At 68.9% G+C, this 20,695-nt stretch carries 13 protein-coding genes; 6 read left to right on the top strand and 7 right to left on the bottom strand.

The window, feature by feature from the left end:
* Positions 1 to 13: 13 nt before the first annotated feature.
* A complete protein-coding gene (locus tag D3226_RS05425) occupies positions 14 to 1,366 on the top strand; it encodes a phosphotransferase (protein WP_202381327.1) in 1,353 nt (450 codons plus the stop codon).
* Here D3226_RS05425 and D3226_RS05420 read toward each other — a convergent pair.
* Positions 1,363 to 4,845: an ATP-dependent DNA helicase gene (locus tag D3226_RS05420; RefSeq protein WP_202381326.1), complete on the bottom strand. Its 3,483-nt coding sequence runs from the start codon at positions 4,843 to 4,845 to the stop codon at positions 1,363 to 1,365. The two genes, D3226_RS05425 and D3226_RS05420, sit on opposite strands and share 4 nt — an antisense overlap.
* Positions 4,842 to 8,117 carry a PD-(D/E)XK nuclease family protein gene (locus tag D3226_RS05415; protein ID WP_202381325.1) on the bottom strand — a complete coding sequence of 1,092 codons (3,276 nt, stop codon included), beginning with the start codon at positions 8,115 to 8,117 and terminating at the stop codon, positions 4,842 to 4,844. Before D3226_RS05415 ends, D3226_RS05420 begins: the two co-directional genes overlap by 4 nt.
* 183 nt (positions 8,118 to 8,300) lie before the next feature.
* Here D3226_RS05415 and D3226_RS05410 point away from each other — a divergent pair, with 183 nt between their 5' ends.
* Together D3226_RS05410 and D3226_RS05405 are read left to right on the top strand one after the other, a co-directional pair.
* Positions 8,301 to 11,165, top strand: a complete 2,865-nt coding sequence (locus tag D3226_RS05410) for a penicillin acylase family protein (protein WP_420029084.1) — start codon at positions 8,301 to 8,303, stop codon at positions 11,163 to 11,165.
* A gap of 126 nt (positions 11,166 to 11,291) precedes the next feature.
* Positions 11,292 to 11,516, top strand: a complete 225-nt coding sequence (locus D3226_RS05405) for a DUF3107 family protein (protein WP_202381324.1) — start codon at positions 11,292 to 11,294, stop codon at positions 11,514 to 11,516.
* Between the two features lie 108 nt (positions 11,517 to 11,624).
* On the opposite strand, the gene D3226_RS05400 is transcribed toward D3226_RS05405, so the two are convergent.
* Positions 11,625 to 13,052 carry a phosphopantothenoylcysteine decarboxylase domain-containing protein gene (locus tag D3226_RS05400; RefSeq protein WP_202381323.1) on the bottom strand — a complete coding sequence of 476 codons (1,428 nt, stop codon included), beginning with the start codon at positions 13,050 to 13,052 and terminating at the stop codon, positions 11,625 to 11,627.
* A gap of 64 nt (positions 13,053 to 13,116) precedes the next feature.
* Here D3226_RS05400 and D3226_RS05395 point away from each other — a divergent pair, with 64 nt between their 5' ends.
* Entirely contained in the window at positions 13,117 to 13,875 is a 759-nt protein-coding gene (locus D3226_RS05395) for an NRDE family protein (protein ID WP_202381322.1), read from the top strand.
* Here D3226_RS05395 and D3226_RS05390 read toward each other — a convergent pair.
* Together D3226_RS05390 and D3226_RS05385 are read right to left on the bottom strand one after the other, a co-directional pair.
* A complete protein-coding gene (locus D3226_RS05390) occupies positions 13,847 to 14,998 on the bottom strand; it encodes a methyltransferase domain-containing protein (protein ID WP_202381321.1) in 1,152 nt (383 codons plus the stop codon). The two genes, D3226_RS05395 and D3226_RS05390, sit on opposite strands and share 29 nt — an antisense overlap.
* 8 nt (positions 14,999 to 15,006) lie before the next feature.
* Positions 15,007 to 15,726 (bottom strand): ferritin-like fold-containing protein, encoded by a 720-nt coding sequence (locus D3226_RS05385; protein ID WP_202381320.1) that lies wholly within the window; start codon positions 15,724 to 15,726, stop codon positions 15,007 to 15,009.
* A gap of 218 nt (positions 15,727 to 15,944) precedes the next feature.
* On the opposite strand from D3226_RS05385, the gene D3226_RS05380 reads away from it, so the two are divergent.
* Complete coding sequence (locus tag D3226_RS05380; RefSeq protein ID WP_337248901.1) at positions 15,945 to 17,480, top strand: DEAD/DEAH box helicase; 1,536 nt, start codon at positions 15,945 to 15,947, stop codon at positions 17,478 to 17,480.
* 80 nt (positions 17,481 to 17,560) lie between these two features.
* Here D3226_RS05380 and D3226_RS05375 read toward each other — a convergent pair whose 3' ends face one another.
* Positions 17,561 to 18,403, bottom strand: coding sequence for a PHP domain-containing protein (locus tag D3226_RS05375; RefSeq protein ID WP_202381319.1), 843 nt, complete (start codon positions 18,401 to 18,403; stop codon positions 17,561 to 17,563).
* Positions 18,404 to 18,432: 29 nt separating this feature from the next.
* Complete coding sequence (locus D3226_RS05370) at positions 18,433 to 19,185, bottom strand: SDR family NAD(P)-dependent oxidoreductase (protein ID WP_237462246.1); 753 nt, start codon at positions 19,183 to 19,185, stop codon at positions 18,433 to 18,435.
* Positions 19,186 to 19,307: 122 nt separating this feature from the next.
* Here D3226_RS05370 and D3226_RS05365 point away from each other — a divergent pair, with 122 nt between their 5' ends.
* Entirely contained in the window at positions 19,308 to 20,687 is a 1,380-nt protein-coding gene (locus D3226_RS05365) for an aminopeptidase P family protein (protein ID WP_202381317.1), read from the top strand.
* The last annotated feature ends 8 nt before the right edge of the window (positions 20,688 to 20,695 follow it).

Below are 20,695 nucleotides of genomic sequence, written 5' to 3'. Positions count from 1 at the left end.
TACCCTAATGTGCATGGCCAGCATCCCATTCACTCTAGCCGCGCTCGCGACCTCCGCCGTGCCAGGTTTGACAGTGTTCGGAGTGCGCGAACACACGGACGATTCTCGCTATGCGGCTGCCGTGATCACCACGGAGGACGCTGAACTGCTCGTGCGGGTGCCGCGGACGCAAGCCGCCGAGGTGCAGCAGTCCGCCGAGGTCCTCGGTCGCGCCGCACTCACGGAGGGCCCGCGGCGCCGGCTTCCCTTCGAGGTGCCGGAGACCCTGGGGATGACGCGAGCGGGCGAGACCCGCGCCGTCGTGTCCACGTTTGTGGATGGTGAACGGTTCGAGGCAGAGGACCTCGCGGACGACGCGCTGCTGTTGCAGCCCATCGCCGAGGCCATTTCCGCAATTCACGAGCTTCCGCTGAGCGTTGCGCAGAACGGTGGCCTGCCGGTGCACACCGCGCAGGATCTCCGGCTCATCGCCACTCGCCTGATCGATCGCGCGGAGGCCACCCGGCTCCTCCCCGAGACCGTGCTGCAGCGCTGGCAGCGCACGGTCGAGGCAGCCGAGCTGTGGGACTTTGCCCCCACCACGGTGCACGGCTCCCTGGACGCGGAGCAGTTGCGAGTCACGGACGGCGAGATCACCGGCGTCGTTGGCTGGGGTGAGCTGGCCGTGGGCGATCCCGCGCAGGATCTGTCGTGGCTGCTCGCACCAGGAAGCGACATCTGCGACGCGGTGATTGCGCGCTACGCAACCCTCCGCAATGCCGGGTCAGTCGCGCACATCCGCGCGCGGGCGGCGCTCTACCACGAGCTCGAGGTGGCCCGGTGGCTCCTGCACGGCACCGAATCGCATGACGAGGGGGTCATCGACGACGCGGTGGCGATGCTTGACCGGATGGTGGGTGTGGGCGGACCGTTGGCCGCCGCGTTCGCGGCCACGCAGTCGCAGCACCCACTCGATGAGGCAGAGGTCACGGCGCTGCTCGCGGACACCCCGACCGTGCACCCGCACCTGTCAGACACTGCCGCCGTCGAAGCACTCGATGAGGATCGCATGTTCGGCCACGACACCGAGTTCGTCGAACCGCTGAGTGCAGCCGAGGTCGACGCACAGAAAGCCGCCGCGCAGAAGGCCGCCGCGCAGCGCACGGCTCCGCCCGCCGCAGCCGTGGACGAGCTCGCGGACGCCGCGGGCACCGCCGAGGTCGATCTGGATGAACTGTTTGTGCCGCCGGTGTCCGAGGCGCTCGCGGCCGAGGCGGGCGACACTCCTGACGACGCAGACGATTCAGAGGCCGATCTCGCAGCGACCGAAGATCAGCTCACCGAGCCGCTCGACGCCTCAGATCTTCCCTCAGCTCGGGATCGCTAGGCACGGTCGCCGTCTTCGCTCGCCCCGGTGAGACTTGATGCGGCCGCGCCCCAAATCTCCTCAAGCTCAGCGAGGCTGCGCGTTCGTTCGCTGCGCAGTTCCACGCCCTCGGCGACGTAGAACAGGGAGACGTCGATGCGCTCCGGCGGGATGCTCGCCCATTGCGCGTAAGCGTGCCGGTACAGATCGAGCTGGAAGAAGCGCGACTCGCGCTCAGCGTCGGTGCGCGGCGAACGCCCCGACTTCCAGTCGACAATCTCAATGCGGTCATCCCCACCCGTGGAGTCGGGCTGGCGGTACACCGCATCGAGCTTGCACACGAGGGTTCGGCCGGCAAACGGGAGGGTGACCTCGATCTCAACAGCAACGGGGGCGAGGCCTGCCCAGCGCGAGCGCTCAAACTGCTCAATGAGGGGGCGGAGCTCGGCGGTCTCCCACGATTCGGCAGCAGCCGCTTCGGTGTCCAGCCCACTATCGAGCAACGCATCGGCATCACTCGCGTCCAGATCCAGTGTGCCGTCGAGGCCCGCGAGCGGGAGTGCGCTGCCGATCGCGGTGGTGGCCCGCCGCTCGACCCACTCGTGGAATCGGTTTCCCACTCGAGTGCGGCGGTAGGGCCGCTGCGGAATCGGGCGCAGCCGCATTCGTTCGGCGCGTGCGGGGTCTTCCACGAACTCGTGGAAGGTTGATGCGGTGATGCGTTCGGGCAGCTCTTCCGCGCTCGCTGCCGCAGTGTCCGCGTGCGCCGCTGCGCGCTCCGCAAGCAGGAGCGCCACAGTCGGATCGAGTTCGTCACCGCCGCTCGCACGAGGGCCGTCTGCCGCCGCGGCGTCGAGCTCCCCACGCAGCGCGTCCGCTGCCCGGCGCAGCGCCGGCCCGCGTGAGCCGAGCGGATCAAGCGGCCACTGCTCGGTGAGCTCACTCGCCTCACTGGGGTCGGCCTCGTGAGCGCTTTCTTCAGGAAGCCCGGCGATCAGGCCCGCTTCGCCCAGCTCAGCAAGAAACGTCGATGGAACGCGCGGCCGGGTCTGGCCGCCCCAGAACGAACCGCTGAGCAACAGCCTGTCTGCGGAACGCGTGACCGCAACATACGCGAGGCGTCGCTCTTCCTCAGCGTGTCGGTCCTGGAGTGCGGTGCGGTACTCCGAGATCCGGTCTCGGAGCTCCTGCTGCGTTGCGGCAATGCGCCAGTTGAGTTCGGGCCTGGCGGCTGCATCGCCCCGCAGCTCGTCTGGCAGCTGGCCGGTGCGCAGCCAGCCGGCCCCGCTGCGCGCTGATCCCGGAAACTCACCGGCGACCATCCGCGGAACCGCAACCAGGTCCCACTCAAGGCCCTTGGAACCGTGGGCGGTAATGAGGTGCACGGTACCCGGTGCGGGCGCCGCAACATGCTCCGCGGCCTCGTCCGCGAGCACCGCACGCTCAATCCACTCGAGCACCGAAGCGAGCGTGCCGCGCGGGTCGATGGCCAGGTAGTTCTCGATCAAGTCGATGAATAGGTCAAGATTCGCCTGCGCCGCTGAAGTTCCCGCGTGCTCGCGCGCCTCATTGGCATCAAGCTCGATATCGAGGCGGAGTGCCTGGATCGTTGCCCCCAACAGCTCCCCCATGTCGCCGCCGACGTACTGTCGCAGTGCGGCGAGCATACGCCCGGCCTCACGTAGCCGTTCGCGGCCCACTTCGCTGATCCCCCGAAGCGCGGCGTGCCCGAGGTCGCGCATCCCCGCGATCTGGTCCAACGCGTCGAGGAGGGTGAACTGGCGATCGGGGTCGGGAAGCACCCGATCGGCGGCGCGGTCCTCTTCACTGAGGGGCTGCTGTCTGAGGTCTCTCGCGGCGAACCAGCGCGCCGCGTCCCGCAGACCCGCGAGGTCGGCAACGCCGATCCTGAATCGGGGGCCGCTCAGGATGCGGATCAGTTCTCCACCGGCGTCGGCGTACCAGAGGCAGCGCAGCACGCATACGACGTCGGTGACCTCGGGGGTGGTGAGCAGTCCGCCGAGCCCCACGATGCGGTTCGGCACGCCGGCTTCGCTCAGCGCGGCGGAGAATGCGGCCATGTGACTGCGTGTCCGGAAGATCACCGCTGCGCTCGGCAGCTCTCCGTGTTCCGCGAGATGCGCAGCGCGAGCGTCACGCAGCCACTCGGCCACCGCGGCGCGTTCCTCATGCACGGTCTCGGGGTAGGCCCACTCCACGCTGCCCGCGCCAGCTCCGGGCCGAGGCGCCAAGCGAGGGACGTCAATCTCGGAGGCTGCGGCCAACGGCCCGGCGATCGCGTTTGCGGCGTCAAGCACCGTCCCAGGGTTGCGCCAGCTCGTGGAGAGCGTCAGCGTCGCGGGAGCCGTACGCGGGGACCGACGCTCACGGTTTGCGAAGTCCGCGTGGAACGAGCGCAGCCCCTCAGCGGAGGCTCCGCGCCAGCCGTAGATGGACTGATGCGGATCGCCCACCGCCATCACCGAGGAACCGCCGAACAGCATGGCGAGAAATCGGGTTTGCCCGACTGAGGTGTCCTGCACCTCATCAAGCAGCACGACGCGGTGCCGCCGTCGGAGCGCGGCGATCGCGTCCGGCGAGCGTTCGAGGGCGCGCGTCGCAAGTGCCAGCTGGTCGGGGAATTCGATGACTCCGCGCTGCTCCTTCTCTGCGGCATACTCGCGTGCCAGGCGGGTGATCATCGGCGTCTCCGCAAGTGCGGCGACCGCGTCGCGCACGGGCGCGTAGACCTTTCCGCTTGGCTCGCGGCCGATCTCCTTCTCCGAATACGGGAGGTGCAGCAGGCGCGCAAATTCAGCAACCACCTGATCGACCCGGTCGAGTGAGGTGAGGTTGTCGGCTACGGCGTGATCGAGCGCGAGCAGGTGGCGGATGAGCTCTGGGGTGCGCAGCTCACTCGTCGCGAGTTCAGGGTCGCTGCTTGCGACCACCACTTCCCGCGCGAGTCGCCAGGCGGTGGCCTCATCGATCACCGCGGCCCCCGGGGCAACGCCCGCGGCAATCCCGTACTCCTGCAGCACTCCCGCGGCAAACGCGTTATAGGTGCTGACCTCCGGGGTGTCGAGCCCATCGCCGAGCGCGCTCTCAAGACGAGCTGACGCAGCGAGCTCGGCTTCGCTCAGCGCGCCGCGCTCGCCAGCGTCGCGCAACCGTTCGAGGAATACTGCGAGGCGTCCGGTGATCCGTTCACGCAGCTCACCAGCAGCCTTCCGTGTGAACGTGAGGCCCAGTACGGCGTCGGGAGCAACGAGTTCATTCGCGACAAGCCATACCACGCGGTTGGCCATCGTCTCAGTCTTACCGCTTCCCGCACCCGCCACCACCAGCGTGCTTCCCCCCAGCGGGTGCTCGATCACTGCCCGCTGCTCCGGGGTTGGAGTGAGTGGCGGCGCAGGCGGCACTGCCAGAAGTTCCGCGATGCGCGCGGCGGAGAACACGACCTGCCGCGGCCCGCCGGATTCTTCTCGCTGCTCGCTCATGCGTGACTCACCGCCGGGATGATGTGCAGTCTGCAGGAGCCGGGCTGGTGCGGGTCGGAACAGTGGTGCTCGATGCGCGCGGTGAATGCGCCGCCCGCCATCACCTCGGCAATGCTCTCTACGCGGGCCATCATTTCCTCGCTTGCCTCCGCGGTAATGGGTTCCTGCACCCGCTCGATGAACTCAGCTTTCCCTGTGGCGTCGGGGTGAACGTACAGCAACCGTGCGCCGCCGCTGCCCGGCCGCTCAGCGTCACCGCTCGCGGAGTCATCCGCAGCGGGATCCCGCAGGGCCTCGAACGCGCCGAGCGTCACCCCGAGCTGGTAGGCGCGCAGCTGCGCATGGGTCTCCGCCTGCACCTTACTCGGCGGCGTGCGCCCGGTCTTCAGGTCGAGGACGGTCACTTCTGTGGCGCCGCTCGTCAGTACCCGGCGCTCCAGTCGGTCCGCGATTCCACGCAGCATCGCCCGCCCGATCGGAGCGGCAAAGAGCGCCTCGCGCCCCACGAGCTCACGCTCCGATGCCTCAAAATCCCTCAGGTAGGCAGCGAGCCCAGCCGTCATCGCAGTTGCGAGTCGCTCTGCTCGTACGGACTCCCACTCCGCGTCGAAGTCCAGCTTGCGCCACTCGCTCATCACCGCTGCGAGGAGCTCATCCGCATTCGCCGCAGTGGCAGTTTCAAGCGCATGGTGCACGAGCGTGCCAATGTTCGCCTGCACGCTTCCCGTGCTCCCACCCAAGTGCGCGATCGCCCAATCGAGGGGGCAGTTCTCGGCACGCTCAAGCTGCGAGGGGCTCACCGGCACCACCGCATCCGGATCGCCGTCAAGGTCCACGAGCGGTGCCGCGGTGCTGGGCGGCAACATGCCGTACCACTCGTCCGGGTGTGCGCCTGGCACGCCGGCGCCAGCCAATGCAGTGAGAGCTCCGAGCGCCCCGAAATCTGCTGGGTCATGTGTCAGTCGTCGCCGCATCGCCGCAGTCGCACCGCGGAGGGTGAGACGTGAGGTCGGCAGCGCGTCATCACGGTACTCGCGCCCCAGCCCAAAGAACGCGCTCGGGTGCTGATCTTCGTCTGCCACGGTCACCACGAGCACCTCGTCGCGTGCACGCGCGCAGGCATGCACCAGCAATCGCAGCTCGTCGTGAATGGTGTCTTTGCGTGAGGGGGGCTGTGCCGCTCCCCCGCGCAGCCAACGCTCAAGTGCCGCGGTGCCAAGGATGGACCCGCGGGCGCGCAGATTCGGCCAGGCTCCGTCTTGCAGACCGACAATCGCGACAAGTGCAAACTCGCGGCCGATGGCCCCCTGCGGGGTGGTCACCGTCACGGCGGCGCGTTCGCTGCGCTGCGCGAGCGAATCTTCGGGCACCGCGCTCAGCAGCAGCTCTTCGAGCAGTTCACCAATCGGCTGCTCGCTGTCCTGCTCCTCATGCCGCTGCAGCGCGAAGAACAACCCGAGCACCGCATCGAGCGAGCGGTGCGCCTCGTCTGCCCGCGCGCCCCGCCCTTCCAGTGCCTCCGACTGCCAGGCAGCCGCGAGCTTTGCACCGTCCCACAGCGCCCACAGGGTCTCGCGCGCGGTTCCCCCGGCCTCTCGCACTCGGGTTCCCGCGGCCGCGAGCACAGCGAGCCGGCGCAGGGCCCGCCCGCCCGCGGAATCCACCACGGGCGCCGCGCCGGGGAACGCAAACGCCTCGGCGACAAGTTCGTCGATACCGCGCGGTTCACGTTCTTCTGCCCGCGCATCTCGCCGTTCCTGGAGGAGCAGCGCACCGCGCAGCCGCCGCAGGGCAACCGGATCGAGGCCACCAATCGTTCCCGCGACGAGCGGCAGCACTTCCGCGGGCGCGAGGGGGTGCAGGCCAAGCGCGTGTTGCAGCAGCCGAATCAGCTCGCGCACAATCTGGTGCTCACGCAGCACGATTCCGCCTGCGGCCACCCCCGTGGGCACCTGATGGGACGCGAGCGCCCGCGCGACTCGTGTGGCCTCGCCGCGGCTTCGGCACAGCACCGCCATTTCGCCCCACGGCAGCGCATTGCGCCCGTCGAGGCCGAGTCGCCGCGCACGGAAGCGGTGTGCAATCGCGCCGAGCTGCTCTGCCGGCGAGCCGAGCGCAGCGAACTGCACCGGCTGCGCCGCCGAATGCCCGGCATCAGTCGCTGCCGAACGGAGCGGCACCGCCCGCCGTTGCTCACCAGCGCCCGCCGCACCGATGCGATCCGTGAGCCCAACAACCGCCGAGCGTAGTTCGGGGCCGTGCCGGTGCACAGATTCCAGAACCACCAGCTGTGCCGGTGCGTCCGCGCGAAGAGCGACGGGAGTCTCGGAGCGCCGCGCAAGCTCCTCATCAAGCTGTGTCAGCACACGCGCACGCTCACCATGAAACGCACCGGTCGCCGTATCCGGATCGCCAAACACCCACACGCGACTTCCCGAGTCCACGCACGCGGCAAGCAACGCGAGTTCACCCTCGCCAAGCTCCTGCGCGTCATCGACCAGGATGAGGCGTGGAATCGGCACCCCCGGATCCGCCGGTCCGTCTCCCACGAAAACGCCGGGCTGGCGGAGCCGCCCCTCGGCGCGCACCACCTGAGCCGCGGCGCGCAGGAGGCCGCTTGAGCTGAGTTCGCCCGGACGCTCAGCCGTCACGCGGGCCGCAACCGCGGAGATGAGCTGCAGGCCATCGCTCCAGCGCGCCGCGAGCTCGGGATCGGGAAGCTCGGTTACGGCTTCGCCCGCCCACCCGGCCGCCGTGTCACGCAGTGTTGCGGCGAGCGCGTCGGGGTCCCAGCCGAAGTTGTCGGCGACCCGCCAGAGTTCGCGCAGCTCTGCTCGGAACGCTGCGCTGTGCAAAACCTCTGGGGGCACGCCAGCGACCCCGGCGCCTGGTCGCTCGATGCCTTCGGTAACGCTCCGCGCAATCGCCTCGTCTTGCACGGTGCCAGTGAGCAGCCGGGGTGCGTCTTCGCCGCGGAGCGCGGCGCTCCGCCCGAGCACAGCGAACGCGAGGGACGCCGCCGTGCGTACCGGGGTTCCGCCAAACGCGCGCCCCAGTTGCTCAGCGAGTGCCGCGCGCAGAGCGGTGGCGACCAGGCGATTTGCGGCGAGCACCAGCACCTCGCCCTCCCGCCACGACTCACGACCGCTGCACTCAACGTATGCGGCGACCAGAGTGCGCGTCTTCCCGCTCCCCGGCGCGCCCAGCACACGGGCATGCCGAGCGGGATCGAGTGCGAGCACTCGACGCTGCGAAGGATCGAGGGAGACCATGCGGCCAGCCTACTGAGCACCACAGACATTCGTGATTCCACGCGAGCCGCACGGATTGGCGGCGCGATATTGTCTGCGGTCCGTGCCAGACTCGGTTCTATCCGGAACGCTCGTGCGGTGCCCGAGCAGCTGGCCTGGTGCGCTCGAAGGCGGGTGCGCCACCCCTCACCGTGGAGGACTCCAATGACATTGACCGCGCCAGAGCAGACGCTCGCCCCCGCCCCCGCAGCTGTCGGGGCGCCGCCAGGCCCACCAGGCGGCATGACCGAAGCATCCGGCCGGCGACGTCGTCCCTGGCGCATCGTGCTGTGGCTCGTTGCAGCTCTCGTCGCGCTCGCGCTCGTCGCGGCTGGGCTGGGTGCCTGGACTGTCACACGCTCATTCCCGCAGGCGAACGGCGCACTGGAGGCCCCTGGGCTCGCGGGCACGGTGCAGGTGCAGCGCGACGCGCATGGCATTCCCACCATCACTGCAGACACCTCCGCTGATCTGTTCTTTGCGCAGGGCTTTGTCCACGCACAGGATCGGTTCTGGGAGATGGATTTCCGCCGCCACCTGACGAGCGCTCGGCTCTCCGAACTCTTCGGCGAGTCGCAGCTCGGCACCGACTCGTTCCTCCGCACGCTCGGGTGGCACCGGATCGCCGAGGAGGAGGTCGCGCAGCTCCCCGCGGAGACTCTCGCGTTCTACGAGGCGTACGCTGCTGGGGTCAACGCGTACCTTGCGCAGCGCTCTGGGGCGGAACTCTCGCTCGAGTACGCCGTGCTGGGGCTGCAGAACGCCGAGTACACGCCTGAGCCGTGGACCCCGGCGGATTCGGTCGCGTGGTTCAAGGCCATGGCCTGGGACTTGCGGACGAACATCGAGGAGGAGACGGCACGCGCGCTCCTCGCTCAGGGGCTTGACGGCGAACAACTCGCCACCCTGTACCCCGAGTATCCGTTCGAGGAGCACCCGGTTATCCTCGCGGACGATCCCGCCGGCACCGGAATCGAGGATGCACGCATCCCTGCCCCGACGGGCGGCTTTGCGGCTGCGCGCGTCGAGCGTCCCAGTGATTCCGGTGGTCCCAGTGATTCCGGTGGTCCCAGTAGTTCCGCTGACCCCAGTGACTCCTCGGTCGCGCCGACCGCTCGCCTCGCGGACGCGAGCGCCACGGCCCCCGTCGTTCCAGCACCACTCCCCGCGCTCGCTCGTTTTGAAGAGCAGCGGGCGCAGGTGAGCGCGCTCATCAGCGAGCAGACGGAAGGAATCGGGTCGAACTCCTGGGTCGTGTCTGGCGAGCACACCACCACGGGGCTCCCCCTCCTCGCGAACGACCCGCACCTGAGCGCGGCGCTCCCCTCCGTCTGGACGCAGATGCAGTTGCGCTGCAGCGCGGTCACGCCCGAGTGCCCCTTCGACGTCGCGGGTTTCAGCTTCTCTGGACTTCCCGGCATCGTAATCGGCCACAACGCGGAAATCGCGTGGGGCTTCACCAACCTCACCACCGACGTTGCCGACCTCTACGTTGAGCGCGTCGAGGCCGACGGGTACTGGCAGGACGGGGTGAAGCACCCCTTTACGACGCGCACGGAGACCATCGCGGTTGCCGGTGGGGCGGACGTTGAACTCGAAATCCGCGAAACCGGACATGGCCCCATCGTGTCGGGCTTGGAACCCGATTTCACCGCGATCAGCGAGCAGCCCCGCGTCACGGGCGCTCGGCCCGCACCGGCAGCCTCGAGTGAGTCCAACGGGACCGCAGAGCTGCCGCCCGCCGACGCCGCGGTCGACGCCGCCGCAGAGGACGAGCTGCCACCCGGAGACTTCGCGGTGAGCTTGCGCTGGACCGCGCTCGACGTCTCGACCACCGCGGAGGCAATCTTCACGCTCAATCGGGCACGCGACTTTGGTGACTTCCGGCTCGCCGCCGCGCAGTTCGATGTTCCTGCACAGAACCTCATCTATGCAGACCGCGCAGGGAACATCGGGTACCAAGCCCCGGGACGGCTCCCCATCCGCGGCGCGGGCGATGGCTGGCTCCCCCAGCCCGGCTGGGACAGCGCGTTCGACTGGCAGGGCTTCATTCCCTTCGCGGAGCAACCCACCGCGTACAACCCGGCTTCCGGGGTCATCGTCACCGCGAACAACGCGATCGTCACCGACGAGTACCGCTACTTCCTCAGCCGCGATTGGGACACGGGGTACCGTGCCGCGCGCATCGCGGAGCTCCTCGACGAGCGGATTGCCGCCGGCCCAGTCTCCGCGCGAGATATGGCCGAGATCCACATGGACAATCAGTTCCCGGCGGCGGCCTCACTCCAGCGCGCCTACGCGGACCTCACCGTCGAGAATGAGGACCTCACGGCGGCTCTCGCGCTCCTCGCAGAGTGGGATGGGCAGAACGACGCGGACTCTTCCGCGGCCGCGTTCGCGAACGTGCTGTGGCGTGAAATCACCGCGCAGCTGACCGATGAGCAGGTGGTCCCCATTCCCCGCGACGATCAGTCACGTTTCGCTCTCCTGTTCGATCGTCTGCTCGACGATCCGGACTCACCCTGGTGGCAGAGCGCGGAGAACGGCCTTGCCACCACCCAGGCCGAGTTTCTGGATCTCTGCGCTGAGCGGGCCGTGCACGAGATCACGACGTTGCAGGGCTCCCGTCCAGACCGGTGGAACTGGGGAACGCTGCACGCCCTCCCGCTCACACACGGCACATTCGGCACGAGCGGCATCGCACCGATCGAGTGGCTGTTCAACCGCGGCCCGATCGAGGTTGGCGGTGGCTCGGGCGTCGTCAACGCGACGGGCTGGGACCTCGACGAGGGGTACGCGACGAGCTCCGTTCCTTCCATGCGCATGGTCATCGATCTGAGCGATTGGGATGCCTCGACGTGGCAGAACTTGACGGGCGCAAGTGGTCACGCATTCCATCCGAACTACACGGACCAGTCAGCCGGCTGGGCGCGGGGCGAGCAGTACCCGTGGAATTTCACACCGGCTGCGGTAGCCGAGCATACAAGTGATGAGTTGACGCTCACCCCCGCGCCGCCCACCCGCGGGTAGCCGGGAACAGGTGCTGCGCTCAGGGCGAACGCAGGCCCCGTTCCCGGTGCTGCGCAGGCTCATCGCCGTAGACTCGAAGCACATGCACACCGTGTGGCCGAAGCGCCACCCGTTAGAGGAGGCCCCGTGGAAGTTCGCATCGGCATCAAGCAGTCACCCCGTGAGCTCGCTTTCGAGACCGACGCCACCGCCGACGAGGTGCGCGGCCTGTTTGAGGCGGCCGCATCGAAGGAGTCCGACTTCGTCACGCTGCAGGACACGAAGGGGCGTCAGTTCCTCGTGAACGCAGACGCAGTGACGTACATCGAGCTGGGCGGCGAGGCTGAGCGTCGCATCGGCTTCGTGAGCTAACGCCACCGCACACGACAGTGCCCCGGGCGGGCGCGGTCCTCCGTTCAGGGGATCGCGGCCGCCCGGGGCACTGTCGTGTGCGGGGCATGCACCGCCCCGCGCTCCGGACTATTCTCGTGCCGCAGCATCGAGCTCGTCGCGCACGGCGTCGAGCAGACGTTCAGCAACCTCACGCTTCGAGCCGGCCACGCTCGACACCACCGTGCCGTCGGCGTCGAGTACACGCAACGCGTTCTCCGCGGACTCAAAGCCCTCGTTCCACCCCACCGCGTTCACCGCGAGCAAGTCGACGCCCTTGCGCGCGAGCTTTCGCCGACCGCGCTCGAGCAGTTCCTCTTCGCTCTCCACAGTCTCCGCGGCAAAGCCGACGATGACCTGGCCGGGACGCCGCGCCTGCACGAGGCCGACCAGCACGTCCGGGTTCTCGACGAGCGAGAGCGTCGGCGCGACCCCCGGAGAGTCCTCCTTGCGGAGCTTGCCGTCGGCAACATCCGCAACCCGGTAGTCAGCCACCGCAGCCGCCATGATCACGGCCTCCGCGCCCGCAGCAGCCGCGTGCGCCGCCTGCTCCAGCTCGGCAGTTGAACCGACCGGCACGATCCGCACGGCGGGTCGGTCTGCGACCTCCGCGAGAACAGCCTCGTCGATGTTTGCTGCGAGCAGCACCACCTTCGCGCCGCGCTCCGCAGCCGCCGCCGCAACTGCGACGCCCTGCCGCCCGCTCGACCGGTTGCCCAGGTAGCGCACCGGGTCAATCGGCTCGCGCGTACCGCCGGCAGTCACGAGCACGCGCACGCCGTCAAAGTCGCCCGGCTCTGCGTGAGTGCCCTCATCATCATCAGCCACGTCGTCGGCAGCTGCGCTCGGGAACACGCTCGTGGGCGCGGCCGCTCCCGGCACGACCACAGGAGCGAGCACGGTCGCGTCGTCCTCCCCCGCGGGGAGCGGCAGGATCGGCGCTTCGGGATCCCGCTCGAGCCCCACGGCCGCCGCGGCATCCGCAGCGACGCCGGCCTCGAGGATCTCCTCGATGCGCGCGAAAATGTCGGCGGGCTCGCTCAGTCGTCCCGGGCCCGTGTCGTCCCCAGTGAGGCGTCCGCTCTCCGGCCCCACAAAGACGACTCCGCGCGAGCGCAGAATCGCCACGTTGTCCTGTGTCGCCGGGTGCTGCCACATCTCCGTGTGCATCGCGGGCGCCACAACCACGGGCGCGCGCGTGGCGAGCAGCGTCGTACCGAGCAGGTCATCAGCGAGGCCCGCGGTCATCCGCGCCAGCGTGTTCGCGGTCGCGGGCGCGACCACGACGAGATCGGCGCGCTGTCCGAGCGCCACGTGACGCACCTCGGGAACGTCGTCGTGCACCGAGGTGGTGACGGGGTGACGGCTGATCGCCTCCCAGGTGGGCTGCCCGACGAAGCGCAGCGCGTCAGCCGTGGGGATGACGTGCACCTCGTGACCGGCCTCGACGAGGAGGCGCGCGAGCGCGACGGCTTTGTAGGCGGCGATCCCGCCGCTGACTCCAAGCACAATGTTCACGCTCCCATCCTCGCACTCACCGCCCAGAATCGGGGTATGAACCCGCCCAGCTACACTCGGGGCCATGTGCACGGTGGTGATCGATGTCCCCGCGAACCCGAACGGCGAGGTTCGGCTGCTCGCGATTCGCGACGAGGATCCAGCGCGAGCGTGGGATCCGCCCGGCCTCTGGTGGCCAGACACGTTCCCTGGGGTGCGTGGTGTGCGCGATCGCCGCGCCGGTGGGGCCTGGCTTGCCGCGGAGCCCGAGTCCGGCCGCCTCGCGGTGCTGCTGAACCGAGCCGCGGAGGTGCCCGAACCCGCGTCCGGGTTCAGTTCACGCGGCGCGCTCCCCCTCGCCGCAGCGCGGGGCGAACTGCCCACCACTTCACCCACCACGCCGGCATTCACCCTCGTGACGATCGAACCGGGTGGCTCGGAGGTGATCTCCTGGGACGGCAGCGCGCTCCGGCGCGAACCGCTGCTGCCGGGCGTGCACATGGTCGACCACTTCGAGGTCGACGACCCGGGGTCGCCGCGTATCGCACGGTGGCTGCCCGAGTTTCAGCGGGCGGCTGAGGGAGCGAGCCCCGAGTCCTGGCGCGACCGCTGGCACACGGTGCTCGCACACAGCGCGACGCTCGGCCCGCACGACGATCGGGCGATCATTCGCGACAACACCCCGCACGGCTACCCCACCCAGTCACTGCTGGTCTGCGACGCCGCGGTCGGCGGCACTGGGACCGCCCCAGAGCTTTCGCTCCGCTGGTCGGCGCTCGCCGAGCCCGGTCGGTGGGCCGAGCCCAAGTGGACGACTACGCTCCCCGCTCCAGCAACACCATGACCTCAAGGTGCCCGGTGTGCGGGAACATGTCGAAGACACGTGCTTCGCGCACACGGAAACTCGGCATCGCCGCAAGGTCCCGCGCCAGGCTCTCCGGGTTGCAGCTCGAGTAGATCACGCTCGGCACCACGGAATCATTCAGCCAGGCAGCGAGCTCCGCGCCAATGCCGCGGCGCGGCGGGTTCACGATGACCAGCTCGGGCAGCGACGCCGCGGGGGCGTCGAGCGCAAACGCAGTGGCATCGGCGGCAACAAAGCGGGCATCGATCCCAGCGTCACGAGCGCTCCGCTCAGCGGAGGCAACGGCGGCCTCTGAGAGTTCCACGCCGAGTACGGCGCGCGCGGCGCCAGTTCCCGCGCGCGGCGCACAGGCGAGCGCAAAGCCGCCGACGCCGCAGTACAGATCCCAAATCGATGCGGGATCGCGGCGCTCCACCCACCTCGACGCCTGACCATAGAGCTCCTGCGCCACCGCGGTGTTGGTCTGGAAAAAGCTCTGCGGCCGTAGGTGCAGCGAGACGTCCCCAAGCTCCATCGTGAGTGAGGAGCCCAGCAGCAACTCCTCGCGCTCGCCCTCGAGCAGTGCGACGTGTTCGGGCAGCAGGTTGACAGAGATCACGTCGGCGTCGGGAATCGCCGCGCGGAGTTCGGCCAAGCGCTTGCGAATCCGGGTAAGCCCCTCCTCCGTGCGCACCACGAAACGAAGCATCAGCCGCCCTGCAGGCGCCGCGGTGACGTGCAGATATTTCAGCTCGCCGCGACGCTGAGGCACGCTGTACGGCGGCAGCCCGGTCGCGTTCAGAAACTCCGCGAGGCGCGGGATCACCGCGCGGATCACGGGCTCTTGGATGAGGCAGTCGCGCAGGTCGACGCCCTCACCATCCCGCCCGAGGATGCCAAGCGTCACGTTGCCGGCTGAGCCGCCCACAACGAGCTTTGCCTTGTTGCGGAAGTTGCGATCGCCGCCTTCGGCGATCGGGAGCCATGCGGCCGCCGGCACCTCGGGCAAGAGCTCGCGGCATCGTGCGTCCTTTGCGGCCAGCTGCTCGGCGATTGGAGTTTCGATCAGCGTGCACGAGCGGCAGCGGCCCGCCTCGAAGTACTCACAGCGCGGCGTCGACATGAGCACGATCAGGCGGTGAGGCCGAGGCCGTCCATGCGGCGGATGTGATCGGCGATGAGCTCGGTGAAGACGGGCTCCATTTCGCTCGCGTCGAACTCGCGCCGTTCGCTGAGTGTGAGCACGGCGCGGGCGACGAGCAGGGTGTCACCGACCAGGCGGCGCCCCCACAGCGCGAGCCAACTCGACAGCCCCGAATCCGCCTCGAGCGCCGCCTCAAGCAGCGCCTTCAGCTCGGCCCGGCCTGCGTCGTTGCGCAGAATGCGGATCGCCTCCGACTTGTAGCTGTCGCGAAGCCCCTCTGCGAGGCTCGCGAAGAAGTCATCGAAGAGGCCACCGACGAGGTAGAGCGAAAGCACGTGCTGATGCCAGTCGGGCGTGTCAATGCGCTCAACGTACGAGTCGATGACCGGCGAGAACGGAGCCATCACCACGTGCGGTTCGTGTCCGCGATCGCGGATCTCCGCGGTGAGCAGCTGGTGCTTCGAGAGCGTCTGCCCCGCGATCTCCGCGAGCACGTTCTTCGCCTCGAGCGTTGGGGCGCCGGAGACGGCGCGCGTCGCTGCTTCGTAGAGTTCGAGCTGCAGGTAGGCGGTCAGCCCCAGGAAGGGCAGAATGCCGGGCGCGAGCTCGGCGAGCTCGACACGCTCCGTGTCGGCCCCCTCGCCGCGCGAGCGCAGCTTTCGGGCAGGGGCATTTTTCCTGCGCAGCCCACGGATCCACTCGAACACTCTGACAGCTTAGCGCCGCAGCGATCGCCACGCGCGCATGCCCGGCGCGTGCGCGCGAGCGATCCCGGTCGAAACGAACCGCGGCAACGCTCCCCGCCGTACTCCGCGCGCGGGAATAGACTGGTCGTTGTACGTATTCACCGCCGGCGACGCAGGAGCGCCGGCCGCTGCGCTCTTCGGTATCACCGCGCAGCACCGCACCCCCGAAGGACGCACCCGTGACGACTTTTCTCGAACTCGGCATCGACCAAGACATGGTCGACGCGCTGGCCGGCAAGGGCATCATTGATGCTTTCCCGATCCAGGAGCAGACCATCCCGCTCGCGCTGACCGGGCAGGACATCATTGGCCAGGCGAAGACCGGCACCGGCAAGACCTTCGGCTTCGGTCTGCCGCTGCTGCAGCGTGTGGGCGCCTCCCCCGAGCCCGGCGTGCAGGCCCTCATCGTGGTGCCCACGCGTGAGCTCGCCGTCCAGGTGACCGAGGACCTCCAGCTCGCTGCGCAGGGCCGCGATGCAACCGTCGTCTCGATCTACGGTGGCAAGGCATACGAGGGCCAGATCGAGCAGCTCAAGGCGGGCGCTCAGATTGTCGTCGGCACCCCGGGCCGCCTGCTCGACCTCTCGAACCAGCGCATCCTCAACCTCTCGCAGGTACGCGAGATGGTGCTCGACGAGGCCGACAAGATGCTCGACCTCGGCTTCCTCGCCGACATTGAGAAGCTGTTCTCGAAGATTCCCGCGATCCGTCACACCATGCTGTTCTCGGCGACCATGCCGGGCACCATCGTGACGCTGGCGCGCCGCTTCATGTCGAACCCCGTGCACATTCGCGCGACGGATCCCGATGAGGGCGCCGCGCAGGCGAACATCGAGCACATCATCTACCGCGCGCACTCGCTCGACAAGGATGAGGTGATCGGCCGCATTCTGCAGGCCGAGGGCCGCGGGAAGACCGTCATCTTCATGCGCACGAAGCGCGCGGCGGCGAAGCTGCAGGAGGAGCTCGTGGACCGCGGCTTCAACGCGGCCTCGGTGCACGGCGACCTCAACCAGGAGCAGCGCGAGCGCGCCATGGCGGCGTTCAAGAGCGGCAAGAAGGACATCCTCATCGCTACCGACGTCGCTGCCCGCGGCATCGACGTCGACGACGTGACGCACGTGATCAACCACACCGTGCCCGACGAGGAGAAGACCTATCTCCACCGTGTGGGCCGCACGGGCCGTGCAGGCCGATCGGGCATCGCCGTCACGTTTGTCGACTGGGATGATCTCCACAAGTGGGCGCTGATCAACAAGGCGCTCGAGTTCGGCGTGCCGGAGCCGATCGAGACGTACTCGTCGTCGCCACACCTGTTCAGCGACCTGAACATCCCCGAGGGTTCGAAGGGACGCCTGAAGGCGACCCCTGTGAAGGAGCGGCCGGCCGGCGGTCGTAGCGCTTCGAGCGGGCGCGGCGAGCGTTCCGGTGAGCGTACGAGCGATGGCTCGCGCACGCGCCGTCGCACGCGCGACTCGAACCCGCAGGGCCCCGGCCGTCACGAGAGCCACGGCCACGAGCAGCACGGCCACGACGCGGATGGTGGCGGCGAGCCCGGTGCCCCGCTGCAGGCTGAGGGCGATGCCGCACCGCGTCGTCGTCGTCGCCGCCGCCGGGGTGGTTCCGGCCGCGGTGCCGAGGGGGCGGCAACCGATGGCACGAGCAACGCCACCGAGGGTGGCTCGGCTCCCGCCGGCGAGGCTCCCGCGGCCTAGGCAGACGCCACGCACTCGGGGCCCGGGATCACAGACGTGATCCCGGGCCCCGAGTGTTTTTTCCGCCGCACGCTCGAGGATCAGCGGGGCGTTGCGAGGCCAACGCGCAAGCGCGCCACGACCGCGGCGGGCGTCGTGCGCTCCCCCAGCCTGTTGGGCTTCCCTGCGCCGTGAAAGTCGCTGGCTCCGGTGCGTTCCAGGCCGAGTCGCTCGGCTGCCTCGGTGAGGGGCGGCACCCACTCCGCCCGGTGCTCCGGGTGATCGAGTTCCACGCCCCAGAGCCCGGCTTCGGCGAGCTCTGCGAGCTCGATCGGGTCTGTCGGGCGACGCTGGCGCATCGCGGCGGGGTGCGCCAGAACGGCCCGGCCCCCGGCAGCGCGCACCATGCGGATCGCGTCACGCGTGGCAATCGCGTAGGTGCCGAGATAGTACGGTGAGCCCGGAAACAGTACGCGCTCGAACGCAGTGCTGCGGTCCGCGAAGTAGCCCGCAGCCACGAGCGCATCGGCAATGTGCGGTCGCCCGACCGTGCGCTCGTTCTCGGCACCGACAACGTCCTCCCAGCTGATCCGGTAGTCGCGGGCCACTCGGCGCACCATCTCTCTCGCCCGTTCCAGGCGGGCACTGCGCACGAGCGCGAGAGCCTCGAAGAGTTCGGCTGCTGCGAGATCGATGCCGTAGGCGAGGAGGTGCCGGGACCGCCCGGCGTGCTCGGTAGTGATCTCCATGCCTGGCAGGAAGTCGATGCCGTGCTGCGCCGCCGCCGCCCGCGCCTCATCCCACCCGGAGACGGTGTCGTGGTCGGTGAGCGCGAAGCCGCCGAGCTGCAAACTGGCGGCTTCGCGCGCAATCTCCGCTGGTGTCGTGGTGCCATCCGAGTGCACGGAGTGTGTGTGCAGGTCGTAGCCAGCGGTCCCGGTCATTTCCTCATTCTAGGAGGTCTCGGTCGCCACTACGGCGCGGTGTACCCACCGTCAACGAGGTGGTAGCTGCCCGTGACGAACGAGGCGGCATCACTCGCGAGGAAGACGACAAGCTGTGCGACCTCCTCGGCACGACCCAGTCGTCCCATGGGGTGCTTCGCAATCAGCGCCGCCCGCGCCGCGTCGTCGGCATTCTTGAGGAGCGGAGTATCAATGTAGCCCGGACCTACTGAGTTGACCCGTACGCCCGTCGCCGCGTTCTCCAGCGCCGCAGTCTTCGTGAGGCCAACGACAGCGTGCTTGCTCGCCACGTACGCGGGCGAGTACGCGCTGCCGACGCTGCCCAAGATCGACGCCAGGTTGACGATTGCGCCACCGCCGTTGGCCTGCATTTGCGTGATCTGCGCGCGCGTTCCGCGGAACACCGCGGAGAGATTGATGTCGATGACCCGCTGCCAGTCATCATCGGTGTACGCCGCGGTCGGTGCGACGGCGCCGCCGATTCCCGCATTGTTCACGCCGATGCGAAGCGGCGCGAGCTTCTCCGCGGCGCGGACTGCCGCATCAATCACCTCCGTCGACCCGGCGTCGCCAACTACCGCGACCGCGGTGCCACCCGCGTCCGTGATCTCAGCGACAACCGCGTTCGCGGCGTCCTCCGAGAGATCCTGGACGACAACCTGGGCACCATTCTCGGCGAGCAGCAGCGCAACCGCGCGCCCAATGCCAGAACCTGCGCCGGTGACGATCGCCGAACGATCCGCAACATCATACGTAGCCATATTCACGTGCTCCATTCCGTTGGGTGTGGGCGGGATCACCGCCCAATCCAGACGATACTCCGCGGTGCTGAGCGCATGCCAGAGGGGTGCCAGCGTTCAGCCCGGGGTGAGAGGATGGGGGTATGACTGAGAGCGCGCAGACCACTCACGAGGTGGAGATCGACAACAGCAACCGGAGCACTACTCCGCAGACGAGCACATTTGCGGATTACATTTCGCAGCACTGGGCCGAGCGCCCCGAGGAACTGCCGGAGGAGCTGCCCGTCGCCGCGCACGCCGCGACGCGTCGCCGCGTGCTCGGCGCGCTCTTCCCGGGCGAGCGTCTCGTGATTGCGGCCGGCGCGATGAAGCAGCGGTCAAACGACACGTTCTACCCGTTCCGCGCCCACAGCGCGTTCGCGCACCTGACGGGGTGGGGCGCGGAGAGCGAGCCGGGCGCAGTCCTGGTGCTCGATCCCGCAGGCGAGTCGCACGAGGCCACACTGTACTTCCGCGAACGTGCGGGACGCGACAGCGACGAGTTCTTCGCGAACCCCGAGATCGGGGAGTTCTGGATTGGGCCGCGCCCCTCGCTCGGCCAGGTCGCTTCGGCGCTGGGCGTCCGCACGGCACACCTCGCTGAGTTCGCAGCCGCCGCGGGCGACCGCACGCTTGAGGATGCCGATCTTGCGCGTGCAGCCTCCGAGCTGCGGCTCGTGAAGGACGCGTACGAGATCGCAGAGATGCAGGCCGCGGTAGACGCAACCGCGCAGGGCTTTACGGAGGTCCTTGCCGCACTGCCGCAGGCGAGCGCGCACCCGCGCGGCGAGCGCATCGTCGAGGGCGTCTTCAATCAGCGCGCACGCCTCGACGGCAACACCGTCGGCTACGAGACGATCGCGGCCTCGGGTCCGCACGCGTGCACCCTGCACTGGATCCGCAACGATGGGCCGGTGCGCGCGGGTGACCTGCTGCTGCTCGACGCCGGCGTCGAGCTCGACAGCCTGTACACGGCGGACATCACCCGTACGGTTCCGGTCTCCGGTACGTTCTCCGAGGTGCAGCGTCGTGTGTACGACGCGGTGCTTGAAGCTGCCGATGCAGCGCGTGCGATTGTGCGCCCCGGCATCCGCTTCGGCGATGTGCACGACGCGGCGATGCAGGTCATCGAGGCGCGCACGCGCGAGTGGGGGCTGCTCCCCGAGGACGACGGCACGGCGTACTACCGCCGCTACATGGTGCACGGCACGAGTCACCACCTTGGCATGGACGTCCACGACTGCGCACAGGCGCGCCGCGAGATGTACATGGACGGCATCCTCGAGCCGGGCATGATCTTCACAATCGAGCCGGGTCTCTACTTCCAGCCGGACGACCTCACCGTGCCCGCGGAGTACCGCGGAATCGGCGTGCGCATCGAAGACGACATCCTCGTGACGGAGGACGGCTGCGTGAACCTTTCGTCGGAGATCCCGCGCACCGCGGACGACGTCGAGGCCTGGATCCGCAGCGCGCAGTCGTAGCCGCCCGG

Origin of the sequence: Leucobacter chromiireducens subsp. chromiireducens (assembly GCF_016758255.1) — a bacterium.
Taxonomy (GTDB): Bacteria; Actinomycetota; Actinomycetes; order Actinomycetales; family Microbacteriaceae; genus Leucobacter; species Leucobacter chromiireducens.
The sequence above is the reverse complement of the archived record's forward strand: the minus strand, read 5'-3'. Positions and strand labels throughout refer to the sequence as shown.